Genomic DNA, 20,028 nt, shown 5'->3' on the forward strand with positions numbered 1-20,028 from the left:
AGGATATGTGTGTGACAAATAAAGGGAAACATGTACGAGTTGATTTAGTAATAATGATTTAAATGTCTAAATAAGGGGTTGGAGAATGATTGGATTGAAACTAAGAGTGGAGCGTCTTAGAAAAGATAATATAAATGATATTGTTGCATTATCTTCTTATATTGGTTGGGATTATAACAGAGAAGAAGTTGAAACGATTTTTAATTCAGGTATTGTATATGGCGTATGGAATGAGAGAAAAGAACTGATTGCAAGCGCTGCAATTATATTATACGGAGAGGCGTTAGCGTCAATAGGAATGGTAATTGTCCATCCGGATTATAAGGAAAGAGGGATTGGAAAGGCGATAACGAGTTCTTGCATGAATAGCGTATCAGCTCGAACTTCAATTATGCTGATTGCTACAGATGAGGGGAAGCCTTTATACGAAAAGTTAGGATTTAGGGCAGTGAGCTATATTTCTAAATACATATGTAACTCGTACAATACGAATTCTAACTGTCAAGGAAATGAAGAATATGTGATGAATTATAAAGAGGGGGATTTAGAAGAAATAATAAAAATAGATGAAGGCGCATTTGGAACAAGTCGAAACGAGTTTTTAAAACAAAGAATTATGCAAAGTGATCAGTGTGTCGTTGTAAAGGATACAAAAGAAAATGTAGTAGGATACGGTATAAGTATACAAACGCTAGAAAATAAAATAATAGGACCGATCGTTGCTAAAAATGATGCAATGGCAATGAGAATAGTACATGCTTTAGCAAGAGGGCATGATGGGAGATTAAGAATGGATGTACCAAAAGGAAAGGACGATTTTCTGAAAGAGTTAGAGATTGCTGGTTTTCAAAAGGTGAATACACCACCAATAATGATGAAAAATAGTAATCAATTATTAAAAAGGAATAATGAGTTATATAGCATTGCAGCACAAATTTTTGGATAAAAAAGAATCCTTCTGAACGAAGGATTCTTTTTTATTAATCACGATATTGATCATGAATAGGTTGAAAGAGGTCTTCCTCAATATCTCTCACCATAGAAAAATGATCAACGTTATAATGTCCATGTAGAGTTTTATTATGATGACCAATAATTTGCTCTGCAGACAACACATTAGAATCAGTTGTTGAATGACCGTTTTTAATTAATGTAACGTCAAATCCTTGTACAGTCGCTGTTCTAACGGCGGTGTCAATGCAATGTTCCGTTTTACATCCACCGATAACGATATGATTAATTTTTTCTTCTTTTAAAAATTCAAGTAAAGAAGTGCCATAGAATGAGTTTGTTGCTGCTTTATTAATAAGGATTGCAGACTGAGGTACTTTAATTTCATTATGTACTTCAAATCCTTCTCCGCTACCAGAAGCAACATCGATATCTCTTACGAAAACAATAAGGGCATTTGCATCTATCGCTTTCTGTACGGCTGTATTTAGTGTAGATAATAACTCGATTTTACGAAAAACTTCTTTTTCTTGTTCATTTCCATCCATTAATTCTTGCTGCGCATCGATAATTAATAGTGCTTGTTTCATCGTGTCTCCCCTTTAATATGAAATAAGTTCCACTATACATATTCATTCATATTGCAAGGAAATCCTCTATTGTCTATGCAGTAGGCGATAGATTTACAAAGTTGTCAAAGAAATTTCATTCTCATAGCGTGTAAAAACATGTATGATAGGAGATGGAGAATTTTTGAGTAGGTGGGAATAACATGCAAACAGTAGAAGATTATCTTTCATTCTTACATACGAAAGGATTTAAATTATCAGAGGAAGCACAAGGATTTATTATGTTCGGACAAGGATATACTGGTGCATCTGATGGAATTGTGAACGCAGCAATAGAAGCGACAATTAAACATCAATTACAGTTTGATGGAAGTTATTTTGTTGCGTTATTAGAACGATTGAAAGAAGAAGAAATTACAGATAAAAAAAGCGCTAAGGCTTTTATGCGGAAGTTACAAGCGTAACTTCATGCAGCCTGCGCTTCTTTTTTTGCTTTGGAAGGTAATTCAACAAAAACCATGCCTAGGAAAATACATAGACATCCGATAATAGCAGAAACAGAAAGTTGTTCGTTTGCAACGAGAACGCCTGTTAAGGCAGCAAAAACGGGCTCCATTGCGAAAATGATTGCTACTCTCGTTGGAGACGTATGTTTTTGTGCTGATGTTTGAATAAAAAAAGCAATGGATGTCGCAAATAGGGAAGTTAGAAATAGAGCGAATAAAAAGGAAGAATTCGTCCATAGTGCTACTGAAAATAATTTTTCCCAATCTTCAAACAAAAAGGCGCAAATAGAAGAAAACATACCGACAGCTAATACTTGCGACGTGCTTAACAATAAAGGTGATATTTTCTTAGAGAAGAAGCCGTTAACAAGAATATGGGCAGCGAAAGCAACTGCGCAACCGAGAACGAGTATATCTCCAATGTTCAATTGAAAAGAATCACCGGCCGTTAGTAAGTATAAACCTGCTGTTGCTACAGCAATGCCAAGTACGATGAAAATGTTAGCTTTTTGTTTTAAAAAGATAAAAGACAAAATGGGTACCATAACGATACTAAGTCCTGTTAAGAAACCAGCTTTTGAAGAAGTTGTATAAAGTAAGCCAAATGTTTGTAATACATAGCCAACGCATAAAAAGAATCCAACGATTAATCCAGCGAGACTACTCTGTTTTATATCTTGTTTTGAAGCTTTTTTTGAGAAAACCATTTGAACGAATAATAAAATAATTCCAGCGAATAAAAAGCGAATACCATTAAAAGTAAATGGACCAACGAAAGACATAGCATTTTGAACGACAACAAACGTAGCTCCCCAAATAAAAGAGACAAATAATAACGCAAGAGGAGCAACCCAATCTTTTTTCACACTCATACCCCCGTTAATTTTGTAAGATAGCTTTTCTAGCTAATTCATCAGCAACTTTATTTTGACTACTTGGAATCCACTTAATAAAAAAGAGATCGAAACTTTTTATGTACTGTAATGCTTCCTCTAATAGTGGTGCAAACATTTTATTTTTTGCGTATTCTTTTTCAACAGCTCGCTCGACAAGTTGTGAATCTGTACGAAAAGAGACAATGTTATAATTATGCTCCGTGCAATATTTTAATGCCGCAAGTAAAGCGTGGTATTCTGCTTCATGATTGGACATTGTCCCAAGGGGCAATGATAATTGTACAGCTGGTTGCACCCCTTTAATAAACACACCTGCACCAGAAGGACCAGGATTTCCTTTTGATGCACCATCAATATATACTTCAATCAAAATGAGAAACCTCCATATTATAAGATGATCCCCTACTTATATATTTCTTTGAAGTAGGGGATAGAGTAACTTAGCCGATTGTTATACTATAACGACATGTAAATGTTTCATTCGCTTGTAAAGATTGAATTCCTTTTTTTTCCTTGAAATCTTTTGCTGGATTTACTTCATCAGCAATCCCGTACCAAGGTTCAATACATAAGAAAGGTGCGTTCTCGCCTGGTGTCCATACGCCAACAAATGGGAAGCCATCAAATTCTACTTTTACAAATTTATTATGTTTATGAGAACGAATAGAGATTTCATCCGTATTCATATTTTCAAAAATAAGCGCATCATTTTTGAATAAATCGTATGTAAGTGGTAATTCATTCGTATTTTCAGCGATTAATTGCTTTTTACTTGAAAGGTAAGGTCCTTCTAATACGCTTGTTTCTAAGTGTTCAGAACCATTAAATGATAAATGATAATCTGTAAATGATTCACCTTCTAATAACGGGAAGTTGAATCCAGGATGTGCCCCGATTGAGAAGAACATTTCTTTTGAAGTAGGATTATTCACTTCATATGTTACATGAACGATTTGTCCGTCTAGTTCATAAGACACGAGTAATTCAAATTCGTATGGGTATTTTTTTAATGTTTCTTCATTACTAGTAACGATATAAGTGATTTTCGTTTCACTTTGTTCTTTTACAGAGAATGTAAGATCACGAGCGAAGCCGTGTTGTGTTAAAGAATAAGGTTTACCATCTACGTAGTATGTATTATCTACTAATCGGCCGACGATTGGGAACAAAATTGGTGCACGGCGTCCCCAATAAGTAGAATCACCTTGCCATAAGTATTCAGTGTTATCTTCTTTTAAGCGAACGCTTTGTAATTCTGCACCCTTGTCAGAGATGGAAACGATCACTTTTTCATTTTGAATTGTTGCTGTCATGAAGTGAAACCTCCTAAATATTTCATATGTTTTATTATACGTTGTCCAAAAGAAAAAAGGTAGTTAATGATAGGAATCTATTGACGAAAGAGTGTGTATTGCGTAGAATATAATCTTGTTGCTTAAAAAACGAATAACGTGGTTCGAAACCATCCCACGTAAAAAAACTAAGGAGATTTTGTCATGAATATTAGAACATTAGTCGGTAATGGTATTTTAGCGGCATTATATATTGCTGTTTCTATGCTTATTCAGCCATTTGGCTTTACGAATGTACAGTTTCGTATTTCAGAGATGTTTAATCATCTTGTTGTATTTAATAAGAAAGCAATTTACGGAATTGTATTAGGTGTATTTTTAACAAATCTCTTTTTCTCACCAATGATCGCTTACGATTTAGTATTTGGAGTAGGGCAATCTATTCTTGCATTAGTTGCAACGATTATTTCTATGCGATTTATTAAAGGTGTTTGGGCTCGTATGATTTTTAATACAGTTATTTTTACAATTACAATGTTTATGATTGCAATTGAGCTTCATCTTGCATTTGATTTACCATTTATGTTGACTTGGTTAACATGTGCAATCGGTGAATTTGTTGTCATGGCAATTGGCATGCCTGTAATGTACTGGATTAATAAACGAGTACAATTTGAAAGATTTATGCAATAGATGAAAGAGCTATTCCTATAGGGATAGCTCTTTTTGTATGTAATCATATTGAATATAATGCTGTGACTCTTGATACAATATAATAAAATAAAGTGAGGCTTTCATTAGCTGACTACATATAAGAAGTCTTATATAAGGGGAATCTAGTATGAAATATAAAATTCATTGGTTGTATAAAACAAAGAGCGGATTGCAGACGGAATTAACGACAGATTATATGAACATAGAAGATGTATTGCAATTTGCAGAGGATTTCGTGAAAACAGGAAGAGTGAAAGAACTATCATTTTATGATGAAATGGATGCAGAATGGTCATTAAAGGAAATGAAAAAGCTGAGTAAACAAGTGGAGGAAGAGCCCCAAGAAATACTCGTTTATTTTGATGGCGGTTATGATGTACAGACGAAAGAAGCTGGAGTAGGTATATGTGTATACTATAAAAAAGGAAATACAAAATACCGAATTCGCCGTAATGCATATATAGAAGGTATATATGATAATAATGAAGCGGAATATGCATCATTACTACATGGCATGAATATACTCGAGGAATTCGGTATTAAGTATGAAGCAGTTACACTTCGCGGCGATTCTCAAGTTGTACTGCAGCAATTGGCTGGAGAATGGCCTTGTTATGATGAGCATTTAAATCATTACTTAGATCAAATTGAACAAAAAGCGAAGCAAATGAAATTAAAACTTGTATGTGAGCCGATATCTAGAAAACAAAATAAAGAAGCGCATCAATTAGCTACGCAAGCATTAGAAGGAACAGTCATTGATAGTCATAAAGAAATAACCGAATAGAGAGGTGCAAAGGTGGATAAAAAGCAACTCATTACAGAGGTAAATGACTTATTAGAAACGTATTGTGAAGGATGTTTTTTGCGAGAACATAATCGGAAAACGAATAGTAAATATTATGCCCATTCATTTTGTATTAGGCAATGTACAGTTGGAGAAACATTGAAAAAGTATGGAGAACAGTTATCATGAAAAAACATCCAGAGAAAATTCTCTGGATGTTTTTTAGTGTCTTGCTTCATTTAATTGATGCTCGCATTTACTTAATTTCTTTTCCTCATTCATTAAAAATGGCTCATCTAAATCTGTCGCAACAGATTTCATAATTTCAAGCTGAGAGCGAGCGGCTTCTACAGCAGTAGTCGCATGCTCTAATGTATCTGGATCCATTGAAATTGTCGCTGACCCTACCATTTTTTGTGCTGTTTCTACACGGAATTTCACTTCTTCAAAATCATTTACTTCTGATCCCATTATTACTTCCTCCTTTGTATATTGCGCATTTCACATAGTTTTTGCTCTGTAAAACGGAAATATACAAAGGAATAACAAAGGAGGTTACCAAGTAAGGTAACCTCCTGTTATATGTTGGATTAAAGTTTTACTACGTTAGCAGCTTGAGGTCCGCGGTTTCCTTCAGTGATATCGAAAGATACTTCTTGACCTTCTTCTAAAGCTTTGTAGCCGTCACCTTGAATAGCAGAGAAATGTACGAATACATCGTCAGCGCCTTCCATTTCGATAAATCCAAAACCTTTTTCATTGTTAAACCATTTTACTTTTCCTTGCATGCTACAATTCCTCCTAAAAACATTTGCTTTTTTCATTTAGTAAAATTCATTTGAAAGATAATATAAACTAAAAATGCTATAATCTTGAATATTCTGCTAAATGATTAATTTAAATATACACGAATTGGTAGAAATTAGTCAAGTAAGCGATTTTATTTTTTTGTATTTTTAAATAATTTTCCAGCCGAATTTTTAAATAGGTATAGGACAGGCCGAGTATGTAATATTCTTAATTGAATGCTTATACATAATGAGGTGAAAGAAAGAATGAATGAGTCTTATTTATTAGATAATGAAGGAATGAGAACGAGAACTGACATACCAAATTGGGTTACAAAAGAATTTCAAAATTTTTCGAGTGTCGTGCTAGAACCAACTTTCCCGTGTTATTTCGGCTTAACAGCTTTGAAAAAGAATGAACTTCGTTATTCATTTCTCTCTCATAATGATTGGAGTCATTTGCCACATACAATGTTATCTTTTTTAGAGTTAATGAAAGAGCGCCCAATTGTAAGAAGAGGATTCTTTCTTTTTGTGGAACCGGAATGTGAGGAACAATCACTAGAATATTATCGTGATTACTTTTGGAAAGTACTACAATATTTACATGAAAACGATGATCAAACATGGCCGAAGCAAATTCCAGAAGACCCAGACCATTACTTATGGGAATTTTCATTTGGTGGTGAACCGATATTCGCATTTGGAAATGCGCCAGCTTATAAACAACGAAAAACTAGGCATTTAGGAAATTCTCTCGTTATTGGATTTCAACCGCGCACCATCTTTGATGGATTAGAAGGGGATCGCCCTAAAGGAGCATATTCAAGACAAACGGTCCGAGATCGAGTTGAAAAGTGGGATCAGCTACCGAAACATCCTAACATTAGTCATTATGGTGATCCAGATCATCGTGAATGGAAACAATACTTCATAGGGGACGATGTAGAGCCGATAAAAGGAAAATGTCCTTTTCTTCATAAGTTAGAAAAGTAAGAGCCATCATCCAGATGGCTCTTTTGCATATTTTGGATAAAAAAGGGTATTTTAGTAGTAAATATTTTGATGAAAGCTAGTCTATTTTTAATCATTACATCATTACTTAATAGTAAAGGAAGTAGAAAGGATAGAGCGATGTTTGGAGCGATTATACAACAAATTGTATTAGGTATTTCATTAGCTGCGCCAGTAGGTCCGATTAATATTGAAATGTTAAAACGAGGAATTGAACGAGGTTTTTGGCATGCATGGGTTGTTGGAATTGGTGGAATGACTGCAGATATTTTGTTTATGCTTCTCATTTATTTCGGTTTATCTTCTGTGTTTATGTATACATATGTACAAGCTTTTATGTATTGCACAGGGTTTTTCTTATTATTTTATTTAGGATTTCAAAGTGTAAAACAAGGAATTTCCCACTCGAGTATGGAATATAAAAAGGAAGAGGTAGGTGGACTTAAACAATCGTTTATGGCAGGTTTTTTAATTGCGATATCCAATCCATTAAATCTTGTTTTTTGGTTTGGTATATACGGAAGTACACTTAGCTCATTGCTTACGAAGGTAACGAAACAAGAAGCCTTTTTGTACAGTCTTTGTATTATCGTTGGCATTATTTTATGGAATTTAAATATTGCTTTTTCTGTCCATTTTGGTAGAACTTTATTAAAGCAAAAAGCACTTGGCTATATAACAGCCGGAGCCGGTATTATTTTAGTAGGATATTCTATCCATTTTGCATACAAAGCTTTACAGTTGTTCACATAAGATTGAAGGGGAGATTTTCATGTATCGAACCACTATTGACGGAAAAGAAATTATTATTACGTTAGCACCAAAGATCCGAAAAGAAATTACTGATAGGAATCCACTATATGAAGCGGTATTTCATAATGCAGCAAGATTACTACAAACAAAGCAACCAACGTTTGCGCTAAATCATGAAATATTTGGGCTCATTATTGGAGAGGTACAAAGAGGAGAAGTAACAGTGTTTGCGGTGGAACATATTATTCCAAAGCAAAATATATTTGGATCGAACAATTTTTTCTCGACAATAGAGCAGCAGGCAAATTTGTAAAGTGAATAGAATAAAATAAAAAATAAAAGAAATAGTCGTAACGATATGTTGCGGCTGTTTTTTTAGAAAAGGGGGAAGGAAGATGAAGAGAGTGGGGAAAGAGTTCTTTTTACAACATGATATCGTTATTATGTATAGTATTTTATTTATTTTCATTATTATTTTAAAAATGCAATTTTTCACATGGATCGGTATGTTCGCGTGTTTGTTTGGGATTGTTTTTTATACGCTTAACGAATATATGACACATCGATTTTTATTCCATTTAAAGCCACCTAAAAATGTATTTTTATTAAAAATGTTAAGAAGATTACATTATGATCATCACGTATATCCAGATGATTTAAAACTATTGTTTTTGCCTGTATGGTTTAGTATACCTAGCTTTACTATATATTTACTTATAGCATATGGTATAACAAAAAGTGTTACTATTACACTTTCATTCGGAATTGGAATGATTATCATGCTTCTCGTTTATGAATGGAAACATTATATTGCACATAAGCCGATTCGTCCGTTCACTAAGTTTGGGCGATGGCTCAAAAAACAGCACATATTACACCATTATAAAAATGAAAAGTTTTGGTTTGGTGTTTCAAATCCAGTATTCGATTTCATATTTGGAACGCTTAAAGATGGAAAAGACGTTGAATTAAGCGAAACAGCTCGTAATTTAGAAAAAGAGAAAAAGGCAGAAGTAGTGCGATAAGCACTACTTTTTTATTCTGTTTTAATGGGCATCAAATCTTGACTGGTATGAGATTGAAGTACGTAAATTTTATGTTGAAAAAGTATATTAAAAACTTAGGGGAAAATGCCGAAAAATGTCTATCGAAAAATCTTTGCAGGAATGTATGGATTGTCTAAAATGGAAATAAGTTTCTGAATATTTATAAAATTTAGTCTTTAGGTATGCAAGGGGGAATTGTATTTCTAGTAAGAGAGGGGATCGGAGAATGAAACGAGATGATACGTCAGCACGTAAGTTACAAAATGAGGTTAATTATACAGAGGTTGTTCAGTCAGAAGAATTTCAATTGCTATTAAATACGAAAAAGAAGTTTATCGTTCCGATGAGTATTTTCTTTTTAAGCTTTTTTATTGCATTACCTATTTTAACATCGTATTCAAAGGTGCTCAATACACCAGCATTTGGGGATGTTACGTGGGCATGGGTGTTTGCATTTGCGCAATTTATAATGACGTGGTCATTATGTATGATTTATAGCAAAAAAGCAGAATCCTTTGATGAAATCTCGCAAAAAATTCTACAAGATATGCAAAAAGGGAGGGGCTGACTTTGAATATAACCGCTTTTGCATTATTTTTAATCATCGTTCTTGGTACACTCGTCATAACTTATTTTGCGTCGAAGAAAACGAAAAATGCGAGTGAGTTTTATACAGCTGGAGGGGGATTAACTGGTTGGCAAAATGGTCTGGCCATTGCGGGAGATTACATGTCTGCTGCGTCTTTTCTTGGTATAGCTGGAGCGATCGCATTAACTGGGTTTGATGGATTCTTTTATAGTATCGGCTTTTTAGTTGCTTACTTAGTTGTTCTATACCTTGTTGCAGAGCCGCTTCGAAATTTAGGGAAGTACACGTTAGCGGATATGATTGCGGCACGTTTTGATGCGAAAAAAGTTCGCGGCGTTGCAGCGCTTAATACAATGACGATTTCGATTTTTTATATGATTGCACAATTAGTTGGGGCTGGTGCACTTATTAAATTATTATTAGGGATCGAATATACGACATCAGTTTTAATCGTCGGTACATTAATGACAGTGTACGTTATTTTTGGCGGAATGACTGCGACGAGTTGGGTACAAATTGTTAAGGCTGTACTACTTATGGCTGGTACATTTATTATTTCTGTTATCGTTTTCTCCAAATTTAATTTTAGTGTGACTGAAATGTTCGCGCAAATGAAAACTGCTACTCCGTTAAAAGATTCGTTTTTAAATCCAGGAGTAAAGTATAAGGATGGTCTTGATACACTGTCTTTAAATTTAGGACTAGTTCTTGGTACTGCCGGATTACCACATATTCTTGTTCGTTTTTTTACAGTACGTGATGCAAAAACAGCACGTCAATCTGTTGTATACGCTACGTGGTTAATTGGCGCATTTTATATTATGACGATTTTCTTAGGGTTTGGAGCAGCGGCATTTGTAGGAAATGAGGCAATTATGAAAGCAAACCCTGCTGGTAATATGGCAGCACCTTTATTAGCTAAAGCGTTAGGTGGAGATTTCTTATTTGCTTTCGTATCAGCAATTGCTTTTGCAACTATTTTAGCAGTAGTGGCAGGACTTGTATTAACAGCAGCATCAGCATTCGCACATGATTTTTATAATGAAATTATTCGCAAGGGGAAATCAACGGAAAAAGAGCAAGTGTCAATGGCTCGCTATGCGTCTATTGGAGTAGCGGTATTATCCATTATACTAGCGTTATTTGCTCAAACATTGAACGTAGCATTTTTAGTTTCATTAGCATTTGCAGTTGCAGCGAGTGCAAATCTACCAGTTATATTATTCACAATATATTGGAAGCGCTTCAATACAACAGGTGCCATTTCGGGTATGGTTGTTGGTCTTGTATCAGCAATTGTTCTCGTAGCGTTAAGTCCAAATGTCTGGAACCCTTTAGCCGGAAAAGCTATATTTGTTGGGGAAGCGATATTCCCATATACGACACCTGGAATTATTTCAATTCCGCTTGGATTCCTTGCAGCATATTTAGGAACCGTGTTATCTAGTAAGAAAGAAGATGCTGCGAAATTTGATGAGATTCTTGTGAAATCTAATACAGGTCATGGTGTTAGTGATGCGTCTTCCCATTAAAAAGAGAAGGGCTTTTCGATATATAAGAAAAGCTCTTTTTTTCTTGTAAATATTACTGTATTGTAAGTAGGATTTTGTCTTAATTTTGTGGAATGAAAATAAGCAGGGAGAAAATTAAATCATCATGGCACCAGCGCAGCTTTTGTGAAAAATAAGTTGTTATGGAAGGTGGAAGAAATGATGAAAACGAAACAGACTGATGAATTATTAGCAAAAGATGAGCAATATGTTTGGCACGGAATGCGTCCCTTTAGTCCAAATAATACAATGGTAGGGGCAAAAGCAGAAGGGTGCTGGGTTGAAGATATACAAGGAAAACGATATTTAGATGGTATGAGTGGTCTTTGGTGTGTGAATAGTGGATATGGCAGAAAAGAGCTCGCAGAGGCGGCTTATAAGCAATTACAAACATTATCATACTTTCCGATGTCACAATCGCATGAACCGGCTATAAAGCTTGCTGAAAAATTAAATGAGTGGCTTGGAGGAGAGTATGTTATTTTCTTCTCTAATAGTGGTTCGGAAGCGAACGAAACGGCTTTTAAAATAGCAAGGCAATACTATGCTCAAAAAGGTGAACCGCATCGTTATAAATTTATGTCGCGTTACCGCGGATATCATGGAAATACAATGGCAACGATGGCAGCGACGGGACAAGCACAGCGTAGATATCAATATGAGCCATTTGCTTCAGGATTTTTACATGTAACGCCGCCAGATTGTTATCGTATGCCTGGAATAGAAAGAGAGAATATTTATGATGTGGAATGTGTAAAAGAAGTAGATCGCGTTATGACATGGGAATTAAGTGAAACGATTGCAGCTTTTATTATGGAACCAATTATTACGGGCGGGGGCATTTTAATGCCGCCACAAAACTATATGAAAGCTATTCATGAAACGTGTCAAAAACACGGTGCACTTCTCATTAGCGATGAAGTGATTTGCGGTTTCGGACGTACAGGAAAAGCATTTGGATTTATGAATTATGACGTTCAGCCGGATATTATTACGATGGCAAAAGGGATTACGAGCGCATATTTACCGTTATCAGCGACAGCTGTGAAAAAAGAAATATATGAAGCATTTAAAGGGAAGGGAGAATATGAATTCTTCCGTCATATTAATACATTTGGTGGAAATCCTGCAGCTTGTGCATTAGCGCTTAAAAACTTAGAGATTATGGAAAATGAAAATTTAATTGAGCGATCTGCACAAATGGGCTCGCTTTTATTAGAGCAATTAAAAGAAGAAATTGGAGAGCATCCACTTGTTGGGAATATTAGAGGAAAAGGTCTATTAGTTGGAATTGAACTAGTAAATGATAAAGAAACGAAAGAGCCAATTGATAACGACAAAATTGCAAGTGTTGTAAATGCTTGTAAAGAAAAAGGCTTAATTATAGGACGAAACGGCATGACAACAGCAGGATATAATAACGTCTTAACATTAGCACCACCGCTTGTTATTTCAAGTGAAGAAATTGCTTTTGTTGTTGGAACGTTGAAGACAGCGATGGAACGTATTTAATGAATCAAGCGAGCTGTAATATACAGCTCGCTTTTGTTTATTATGTGAAATATGATAAATTTTCAAGGGAAGGGGAATTATTATGAAGAAATATGATTCTAGTCAACATTATCACATCGGATATTATGAAGATGGATATGATTTAGAAGTGACGGCGTACAAAAGAATAAATGAACCAGTTTAGGATGCTTATATTTCCGCACTATGAGGCAGACGACTTTTATAAAAAAGTGGAGGAAATGAAACTAGGTGAATATATAGATGAATACGGCATTATGGTGTATTCATTTCGTAATGATATGGATGATGAAGAAGTGCGAATTATTTTTGAAAACTGGTTAAAAAAGAATGGAATTGTGTAAAGATAAAATGATAAAAGAGATTACTATCTTATAAGATAGTAATCTCTTTTTATTGTAGAAAGCTTATTTACTTGCTTTCACCGCTTTATCTTTTGCACCAAAAGTGTATTTTAACATTGGTGGTGTAATCATTGTAGTTAAAATAACGACAATAACGATAGCTGTAAAGTAATCTTGTGCTAATAGACCTGAAGAAAGTCCTGTTCCTGCGATGATAAGTGCAACTTCACCACGAGAAACCATCCCAGCACCGATAATTGCAGAAGACTTAGCATCAAATCCAGTCATTCGTGCACCGAATCCACAACCGATTAGTTTCGTTAATACAGCGATTACTGTTAATGCTAGGATGAACCAAATTTGATTACCAATACCGTCAAATGTAATATTCATACCGATACTAACGAAGAATACTGGAACGAACATAGCGTAAGCGATTGGTTCTACTTTCTTTTCTACCTCATGCTTGTAGTTCGTTTGAGAAATAGCGATACCAGCTGCGAAAGCACCGATAATACCAGCAATTCCTAATAATTCACCGAAGTAAGCGAATGAGAAACAGATGATAAGAGCCGCGCTCACGATAGACTCAGATACGCGAAGTGGTGATAACCAGCGCATGATCGCAGGAACACCTTTCCATCCGATTAAAATAATAGAAGCGAAGAATACAACTTTCTTCAAGATAACCATTGTTAAGTTAACATCGTCTGTACCTAAGAAGCTCATTGCAAATGCTAATAAAATAACGACAAGAATGTCATCAAATACAGCTGCGCCAAGCATCGTTGTACTTTCACGTGTTTTCATCTTGCCTAAATCGCGAAGTGTTTGAACTGAAATACTAACACTTGTCGCACATAGAAGTAATCCTAAAAATACAGCATTTCCTTGTTCCATTCCCATAACAAGACCAGAAACGTAACCACCTACGAATGGTAGAATGATACCTCCAAGTGCAACAGCTAAAGAAGAATTACGATTTGCGTTTAATTCCTCTAAGTCTGTTTCAAGTCCTGCCATAAACATTAAAAGAATAACACCGACATTACTTAATTGCGTTAGAAGTTCTGAATTTTCAATCCAACCTAATATAGCTGGACCGATAACGATACCGACAATTAGTTTACCTAGTACAGAAGGTTGACCTAGTCTAACACTAAGGTCACCAGCAAGCTTTGTACTTAATAAAATAAGTGCAATTTGAAAGAAAAATTCGAAGTCCATCTGATCCTCTCCTCATCATTTTTATTTTTATCATACGATTTCTCGGAATTTGCCTAATGAAAATATGTAAAAGCCATTAAACAAAGGGTCGTATTACAAGTTCTTTTGAACTCGTAACTTGAACCTGTAATTAATATATAATAAAATGTATGAAAAATCAATGGAAAAATAGCAGATTTTCATGATAGGATTCGATTTAGGTATGGAGGGAATCACTATATAATAAGAAGAAATAAGGCTACATTTTTTATGAATTGGAGAAGGGTATATGTTATTAAATAAACGTTTTACAATTGGAGAAATGGCAAAAATGCATAATATAGCGGAATCTACTTTACGCTATTATGATGAAAAGGGAATTTTTCATCCGTCCATTGTGGACCCGCAAACAAATTATCGCTATTACACAATCGATCAATTTTCACTATTAGATACGATTAAGTTTTTACGCCAATTAAATATTCCATTAAAGGAAATTAAGAAATATATCGATGAAAGAAATCCAGCATACGCACTCAATTTATTAGAAAAACAACAAGAAATGATGTTGAAAAAACAAAGAGAAATTGAGTATGCTTTGGCGAAAATGGAACATAGAATTCATTTAATTAAGGAAGCAACAAAAGCAAAAGCTGAACAAATGGTAATTAAAGAGATTCCGCAGCGGAAAATTACAGCAATTGCGGTTGCCCCGGATACGACGGATGATATGTTTGAGTACTATATTCATTCGCTGCAAAAAAATATGAGACAAATGGATGATAGCTTATTTTCTGGAGATATCGGTGTAACAGTTGCAAAAAAAGGATTCATGCAAAATGAGTTTCAAGCATATAGCAGTGTTTTTATTTTGTTGGATTACATGCCTTTTCAAATACATAGTTCAGATGAAATTAAAGAAGGCATGTTCGCATGTGTATATCATCATGGACCATATGAAGAAACGGATGAAACATATAAGAAGTTAATGAAATATATTGATCAAGAAGGATACGAAGTAAGTGGAGATGCGATTGAAATTGCATTAATTGATTGGTCTGTAACAGACAATCCAGAGGAACAAGTAACAGAAATTCAAATTCCTATAATGAAAAAACAAAGCAATAAGATGTAGGACTCGTATCATTACAAATTGGCATCAAACACAATAATTAAGTTACCTATTTTTTAATTCTCTATTGACCTTCAAGTAACTTGAAGGTTTAAACTATGAACAGAGCATTGAAAAAGGAGCATTTATATGATGGAAACAACAGAAAAATTAAGAGAAAAACCGATAAAAAGTTTATTTATTTCTTATTTAATACCAGCTGTTCTTGGAATGGTATTAATGTCAGTTAATATTGTGATTGATGCGGTTATGATAAGTAGGGGAGTTGGAGCAAACGGATTAGCAGGAGTAAACGTGGCTATTCCAGCGTTTTCAATTTTCTTCTCTATTTCATTATGGATTGGAATGGGCGGGGCAACGTTATATTCCATTGCACTAGGTGAAAATAAATTAGAAAGAGCAAGGTCTATTTTTACGCAATCCATGACGGTAGCTGTAATTATCGTAGGTGTTTTAGCAGCGATTTGCTTATGGAGAATAGAAGATTTAGCATACTTATTCGGTGCAAACGAAGTGATTTTACCGTATGCGTTAGACTATTTACATGTGTTATTAACATTTGGAATGATATACGTTTTAGAAAATATTTTAAGTACATTTATACGAAATGATGGAAATCCTAATTTAGCAATGGCAGGTCTAGTTGTAACGGCTGTATTAAATATAGTGTTTGACTATATCTTTATATTCATCTTTGGATGGGGCGTAACAGGTGCGGCTTCAGCGACTATTCTTTCAGCAGCGATTGGCTTCCTTGTATTATTAACACACTTCTTTAGAAAAAGTAGTATTTTAAAGTGGACGAAATTCCATTTTGAATGGGATACTGTTAAACAAATTATGGTAATTGGTTTCCCTAGCTTTACAGCAGAAAGTACAGTAGCGATAGTAACGATTGGTTTTAATATCGCGTTCGTTCAATACGCAGGAGAAGTAGGAGTCGCTTCCTATGCGATGGTGAATAGTATTCATGCGATGACATTACTATTATTTTTCGGCGTTGGAGCAGCATTGCAACCAATCGCTAGTTTTCACTATGGTGCAAATTTATCAGAGAGATTACGTGAAGGATTAAGGTTCGCTGTAAAAATTGCGGTAGTACTCGGTGGTATTGCAATAGTTATCGGATTATTCTTCGGGAAATATATTATTGGTCTATTTGATGTCCAATCTCCAGAGTTATTGGAGTTAACATTAACGGGTATTAGTTTGTTCTTTATCCAATATGTATTTTTAGGCTATAACATTGTGTATGGAGAGTACTTCCAATCAGTGCGACAAACGAAAAAATCAGTGCTTATTATAATGAGCCGAGGGTTACTATTTATTATTCCATTATTATGGATTATGCCAAAATTATTTGGGATAAATGGAATTTGGCTCGTTATGCCAGTAGCTGAAGTATTGACAGCGATTATCGTATTTACGATGAATCGTATGAAACATCCTGTTCCGTTAAATATGACAGGAAAGAAAGAAGCGATATAATGAAGAAAATCCCCTTGAGCAAGTAAGGGGATTTTTTTATTCTTTTAAACTAATCGCAAAAGATCCATCTGTTTCTTGAACAGACGCGAAAGCAACGCTTTTAATATTTGTGATGCCTTTTTCTTTTAATTCTTTATATAACCATTTTTCGTCCTTATGAATTAACTTTAAGTTATCGTATTGAATTTGCGAATCAACGATAAGGGCAATTGGTAATCCAGCATACGTAACATCTATGTTCAAATCTTTTGGAGTTAATGGTACAAGTTCACGCTTTGGTAAAATACTAATGGCTCCATTTGCTTCTAAAATAGCATATTCAATTTCATGAACGCTAGGGTATCCTGCAACGCGAAGGTTAGAAAGTAATTCAGCAATGGGATATCTACTTTTTTGTAAGTTCTCAAAAATAATGTCACCATGTTTAATTAAAATAATAGGGTGCCCGAGAATAAAACGATTTAGTTTGTTTAGTAAGCTTAATTTTGTAAGAAGCAAATGCAAACATGTAATAACGACCATACCGAGAAAAGCTTGCAAAGCACCAGAGACAGGTATGGCCTGAAAAGCTAAATAAGATAAAAAGATAATAGCACCAAAATCATGAGGAGTTAGTTGTGCTAAAGCAGATTTACCGAGCATTTTAAGTGATAGTAAAAATAAGATAAAAAAGAACGATACGTTACATAAAAAGAGAAGCAATAGAGACACTCCTTCGTGCAAAGTTGTACTTACTGTTCCCGAAAGGAATATAAATATTACTTTTGAGAGGATAAATTAGGTTGAATTGGAATTTGTCTGTATACAAACAAATAAATGGATATTATGATGAAAGAAGAAAAGAACATAGGAGTATATGGATATGAAAAAGAAAAAAATAATTAAGTATATTGTAGGAATTATAATGATTTGCGCCGTTTATGCGGGATTTTTACAATATAACATATATAAGCATGGACATATGAATGCAACCTACGATGCGGATTATATGATTGTGTTAGGCTCGAAAGTAAATGGAACGAAACCGTCGTACTCACTGCAATATCGTATTGATAAAGCAGCTGAGTATTTACAATCACATGAGAAAACAATTGCTATAGTATCTGGAGGGAAAGGAAAAGGAGAAGATATTTCAGAAGCATTAGCAATGAAAAATGGATTAATGAAACTAAAAATTGCAGAAGACCGCATTATAATGGAAGATAAGTCAACGAGTACAGATGAGAATATTAAATTCTCAAAACCGTTAATTCCGGACAATATGAAAAAGGGAATGATCGTAACAAACGACTTCCATATGTTTAGAGCGAAAAAAATAGCAGCAAAACAAGGTCTACAATTAGAAGGTCTCCCGGCCGAAACACCGAAGCGAATTGTCATTCCATCGAATATACGAGAGTATTTAGCTATTACGCAATATTGGTTTATGAATCGAATATAGAAAAAATAATCCCATCTGGAAGTCCAGGTGGGATTATTTTTGATGAAAATCTTACAAAGATGTCATGTTTATGAAAGGTAAAGCGATAGTTTCTAGAGTGGATTCCTGACATAATGAAGATAACAAAAACTATTTAGAGGTGAATCGGATGAAAGGAAATAATATATTATCTTCACTATGTTACTTTAGTATCTTTTTTGCACCATTTTTACTGCCAATTATCGTGTACTTCGTTGCGGAGGATGAAGTGAAGTACCACGCGAAAAAAGCATTTTGGTCACATATTTTCCCGTATGCGATTTTATTTGGTGGATTAGCAGTATCCGGCATATATGGTTTAAGATTCAACCAATCTGATGGCGCTGGAATTGGCATGATGATCACATATGCGGTGTTCATTCTTGTAGGGATTTATTACTTCATTTGGAATATCGTAAAAGGTATTAAAGTTTTGAAAACAGCGTAATAAGGCAAGAAATAATTTGGTGTAAACCTGTCGGTATTTGTTGGTAAGTCGATATATTCGAAAAATCGTTAATATAATTTCATTTACCGTACTAATAGACGTTTTAAAAAAGAGCAATTCAAAAAGAATTGCTCTTTTTGTGCTTATAAGTTGTGAATATTAAAAAAGATATGTTAATTTTTCATTATGAAGAGAAAAAAGGAGTGTTTTTCATGAATGAGATCATACATAAAATAGAGCAACACGTTTCAGTTCGTAAATATAAAGAAGAATCAATTCCAAAAGATGTAGTAGAAAGAATGGTGCAAGCTGCGCAGCATGCTGCTTCCTCGCATTTTGTACAGGCGTATTCTGTTATATATGTAACAGATCAAGACCTAAAAGTTAAACTAGCAGAGCTATCCGGAAATCGTCACGTGAAAGACTGCGCAGCATTCTTTGTTTGTTGTGCAGATTTAAAACGACTTGAAATGGCGTGTGAACAACATGGTACAGAAATAAAGCATGAAGGAGTAGAAGACTTTATCGTTGCGACAGTAGATGCTTCATTGTTCGCGCAAAACTTAGCGTTAGCAGCAGAATCGTTAGGATACGGCATTTGTTATATTGGTGGTATTCGTAATAACCCGAGAGAAGTGAGTGAATTGCTTCATTTACCGGATAAAGTATATCCTGTATTCGGAATGACAGTTGGTGTACCAGATGAAGATCATGGAGTGAAACCACGTTTACCAGTAGCGGCAATCCTTCATGAAAATGGATATGATGAAAAGAAATATGATGAATTATTAAACGAATACGATGAAACGATGAGCTCGTATTATAAAGAAAGATTAGCAAACAAGAAAAACGTAACATGGACGGAATCAATGAGTTCGTTTATGTCTAAAGAAAAAAGAATGCATATGAAAGAGTTTTTACATGAAAAAGGATTTAATAAGAAATGAGTAAAAAGGCAGACCTGAA

Annotated in this window: 25 protein-coding genes, 1 pseudogene and 1 riboswitch; of the genes and pseudogenes, 18 read left to right on the plus strand and 8 right to left on the minus strand. The window is 34.6% G+C overall.

The window, feature by feature from the left end; genetic code table 11:
- The first annotated feature begins 85 nt into the window (after window positions 1-85).
- Window positions 86-946: a GNAT family N-acetyltransferase gene (locus J0835_RS08110; RefSeq protein WP_087980031.1), complete on the plus strand. Its 861-nt coding sequence runs from the start codon at window positions 86-88 to the stop codon at window positions 944-946.
- A gap of 34 nt (window positions 947-980) precedes the next feature.
- Here J0835_RS08110 and J0835_RS08115 read toward each other — a convergent pair whose 3' ends face one another.
- Window positions 981-1,541, minus strand: a complete 561-nt coding sequence (locus tag J0835_RS08115) for a cysteine hydrolase family protein (protein ID WP_087980032.1) — start codon at window positions 1,539-1,541, stop codon at window positions 981-983.
- A gap of 182 nt (window positions 1,542-1,723) precedes the next feature.
- On the opposite strand from J0835_RS08115, the gene J0835_RS08120 reads away from it, so the two are divergent.
- Window positions 1,724-1,984, plus strand: a complete 261-nt coding sequence (locus J0835_RS08120) for a DUF6123 family protein (RefSeq protein WP_001195212.1) — start codon at window positions 1,724-1,726, stop codon at window positions 1,982-1,984.
- 2 nt (window positions 1,985-1,986) lie between these two features.
- Here the strand turns inward: J0835_RS08120 and J0835_RS08125 are convergent, their stop codons facing one another.
- The 3 genes from J0835_RS08125 to J0835_RS08135 form a co-directional block, all read right to left on the minus strand.
- A complete protein-coding gene (locus J0835_RS08125; protein WP_140386721.1) occupies window positions 1,987-2,892 on the minus strand; it encodes a DMT family transporter in 906 nt (301 codons plus the stop codon).
- A 13-nt stretch (window positions 2,893-2,905) separates the two neighbouring features.
- Window positions 2,906-3,292 (minus strand): reverse transcriptase-like protein, encoded by a 387-nt coding sequence (locus J0835_RS08130; protein ID WP_000573873.1) that lies wholly within the window; start codon window positions 3,290-3,292, stop codon window positions 2,906-2,908.
- Window positions 3,293-3,362: 70 nt separating this feature from the next.
- Window positions 3,363-4,235, minus strand: coding sequence for an aldose 1-epimerase family protein (locus J0835_RS08135; RefSeq protein WP_087980034.1), 873 nt, complete (start codon window positions 4,233-4,235; stop codon window positions 3,363-3,365).
- Window positions 4,236-4,367: 132 nt separating this feature from the next.
- Window positions 4,368-4,412, plus strand: a riboswitch (PreQ1 riboswitch).
- A 6-nt stretch (window positions 4,413-4,418) separates the two neighbouring features.
- Here J0835_RS08135 and J0835_RS08140 point away from each other — a divergent pair.
- The 3 genes from J0835_RS08140 to J0835_RS08150 all read left to right on the plus strand — a co-directional run bounded on the left by J0835_RS08140 (window position 4,419) and on the right by J0835_RS08150 (window position 5,904).
- Window positions 4,419-4,907 carry a QueT transporter family protein gene (locus tag J0835_RS08140; protein WP_001026468.1) on the plus strand — a complete coding sequence of 163 codons (489 nt, stop codon included), beginning with the start codon at window positions 4,419-4,421 and terminating at the stop codon, window positions 4,905-4,907.
- Window positions 4,908-5,055: 148 nt separating this feature from the next.
- The gene (locus J0835_RS08145) at window positions 5,056-5,715 is read left to right on the plus strand and encodes a ribonuclease H family protein (protein WP_087980035.1); all 660 of its coding nucleotides are present in this window, start codon (window positions 5,056-5,058) and stop codon (window positions 5,713-5,715) included.
- A gap of 12 nt (window positions 5,716-5,727) precedes the next feature.
- Window positions 5,728-5,904 carry a zinc-finger domain-containing protein gene (locus tag J0835_RS08150; protein ID WP_000358801.1) on the plus strand — a complete coding sequence of 59 codons (177 nt, stop codon included), beginning with the start codon at window positions 5,728-5,730 and terminating at the stop codon, window positions 5,902-5,904.
- 33 nt (window positions 5,905-5,937) lie between these two features.
- Here the strand turns inward: J0835_RS08150 and J0835_RS08155 are convergent, their stop codons facing one another.
- Both J0835_RS08155 and cspB read right to left on the minus strand, forming a co-directional pair.
- Window positions 5,938-6,186, minus strand: coding sequence for a DUF2564 family protein (locus tag J0835_RS08155; protein ID WP_000534395.1), 249 nt, complete (start codon window positions 6,184-6,186; stop codon window positions 5,938-5,940).
- Between the two features lie 119 nt (window positions 6,187-6,305).
- Entirely contained in the window at window positions 6,306-6,503 is a 198-nt protein-coding gene (gene cspB / locus J0835_RS08160; RefSeq protein WP_001161731.1) for a cold shock-like protein CspB, read from the minus strand.
- 267 nt (window positions 6,504-6,770) lie between these two features.
- Here cspB and J0835_RS08165 point away from each other — a divergent pair, with 267 nt between their 5' ends.
- The 8 genes and pseudogenes from J0835_RS08165 to J0835_RS08200 all read left to right on the plus strand — a co-directional run bounded on the left by J0835_RS08165 (window position 6,771) and on the right by J0835_RS08200 (window position 13,329).
- Complete coding sequence (locus J0835_RS08165; protein ID WP_001005945.1) at window positions 6,771-7,499, plus strand: YqcI/YcgG family protein; 729 nt, start codon at window positions 6,771-6,773, stop codon at window positions 7,497-7,499.
- Between the two features lie 138 nt (window positions 7,500-7,637).
- Window positions 7,638-8,270 (plus strand): LysE family transporter, encoded by a 633-nt coding sequence (locus J0835_RS08170; protein ID WP_087980802.1) that lies wholly within the window; start codon window positions 7,638-7,640, stop codon window positions 8,268-8,270.
- 19 nt (window positions 8,271-8,289) lie between these two features.
- On the plus strand, window positions 8,290-8,583 hold the full coding sequence (locus J0835_RS08175) for a hypothetical protein (protein ID WP_000286360.1): 294 nt from the start codon (window positions 8,290-8,292) through the stop codon (window positions 8,581-8,583).
- Between the two features lie 82 nt (window positions 8,584-8,665).
- A complete protein-coding gene (locus J0835_RS08180; protein ID WP_087980036.1) occupies window positions 8,666-9,295 on the plus strand; it encodes a sterol desaturase family protein in 630 nt (209 codons plus the stop codon).
- 247 nt (window positions 9,296-9,542) lie between these two features.
- On the plus strand, window positions 9,543-9,884 hold the full coding sequence (locus tag J0835_RS08185; RefSeq protein WP_000817375.1) for a DUF485 domain-containing protein: 342 nt from the start codon (window positions 9,543-9,545) through the stop codon (window positions 9,882-9,884).
- 2 nt (window positions 9,885-9,886) lie between these two features.
- The gene (locus tag J0835_RS08190; RefSeq protein ID WP_087980037.1) at window positions 9,887-11,437 is read left to right on the plus strand and encodes a solute symporter family protein; all 1,551 of its coding nucleotides are present in this window, start codon (window positions 9,887-9,889) and stop codon (window positions 11,435-11,437) included.
- Window positions 11,438-11,617: 180 nt separating this feature from the next.
- The gene (locus J0835_RS08195) at window positions 11,618-12,967 is read left to right on the plus strand and encodes an aspartate aminotransferase family protein (RefSeq protein ID WP_140386722.1); all 1,350 of its coding nucleotides are present in this window, start codon (window positions 11,618-11,620) and stop codon (window positions 12,965-12,967) included.
- Window positions 12,968-13,049: 82 nt separating this feature from the next.
- Window positions 13,050-13,329, plus strand: a pseudogene (locus tag J0835_RS08200) (DUF3986 family protein).
- 63 nt (window positions 13,330-13,392) lie between these two features.
- Here J0835_RS08200 and J0835_RS08205 read toward each other — a convergent pair.
- Window positions 13,393-14,556 (minus strand): cation:proton antiporter, encoded by a 1,164-nt coding sequence (locus tag J0835_RS08205; protein ID WP_087980040.1) that lies wholly within the window; start codon window positions 14,554-14,556, stop codon window positions 13,393-13,395.
- A 268-nt stretch (window positions 14,557-14,824) separates the two neighbouring features.
- On the opposite strand from J0835_RS08205, the gene J0835_RS08210 reads away from it, so the two are divergent.
- Together J0835_RS08210 and J0835_RS08215 are read left to right on the plus strand one after the other, a co-directional pair.
- The gene (locus tag J0835_RS08210) at window positions 14,825-15,670 is read left to right on the plus strand and encodes a MerR family transcriptional regulator (protein ID WP_087980041.1); all 846 of its coding nucleotides are present in this window, start codon (window positions 14,825-14,827) and stop codon (window positions 15,668-15,670) included.
- 129 nt (window positions 15,671-15,799) lie between these two features.
- Window positions 15,800-17,155 carry an MATE family efflux transporter gene (locus J0835_RS08215; RefSeq protein WP_087980803.1) on the plus strand — a complete coding sequence of 452 codons (1,356 nt, stop codon included), beginning with the start codon at window positions 15,800-15,802 and terminating at the stop codon, window positions 17,153-17,155.
- A gap of 36 nt (window positions 17,156-17,191) precedes the next feature.
- Here J0835_RS08215 and J0835_RS08220 read toward each other — a convergent pair whose 3' ends face one another.
- A complete protein-coding gene (locus tag J0835_RS08220) occupies window positions 17,192-17,857 on the minus strand; it encodes a DUF421 domain-containing protein (RefSeq protein WP_000923941.1) in 666 nt (221 codons plus the stop codon).
- A 160-nt stretch (window positions 17,858-18,017) separates the two neighbouring features.
- Between J0835_RS08220 and J0835_RS08225 the strand changes: the two genes are divergently transcribed.
- From J0835_RS08225 to nfsA, 3 genes are all read left to right on the plus strand, one after another.
- Complete coding sequence (locus tag J0835_RS08225; RefSeq protein ID WP_087980042.1) at window positions 18,018-18,596, plus strand: YdcF family protein; 579 nt, start codon at window positions 18,018-18,020, stop codon at window positions 18,594-18,596.
- A gap of 148 nt (window positions 18,597-18,744) precedes the next feature.
- Complete coding sequence (locus tag J0835_RS08230) at window positions 18,745-19,062, plus strand: DUF4870 domain-containing protein (RefSeq protein ID WP_087980043.1); 318 nt, start codon at window positions 18,745-18,747, stop codon at window positions 19,060-19,062.
- A gap of 212 nt (window positions 19,063-19,274) precedes the next feature.
- Window positions 19,275-20,009: an oxygen-insensitive NADPH nitroreductase gene (gene nfsA / locus J0835_RS08235; RefSeq protein WP_087980044.1), complete on the plus strand. Its 735-nt coding sequence runs from the start codon at window positions 19,275-19,277 to the stop codon at window positions 20,007-20,009.
- Window positions 20,010-20,028 lie beyond the last annotated feature (19 nt).

The organism is Bacillus cereus group sp. Sample62, assembly GCF_036851315.1.
Lineage (GTDB): Bacteria > Bacillota > Bacilli > Bacillales > Bacillaceae_G > Bacillus_A > Bacillus_A wiedmannii.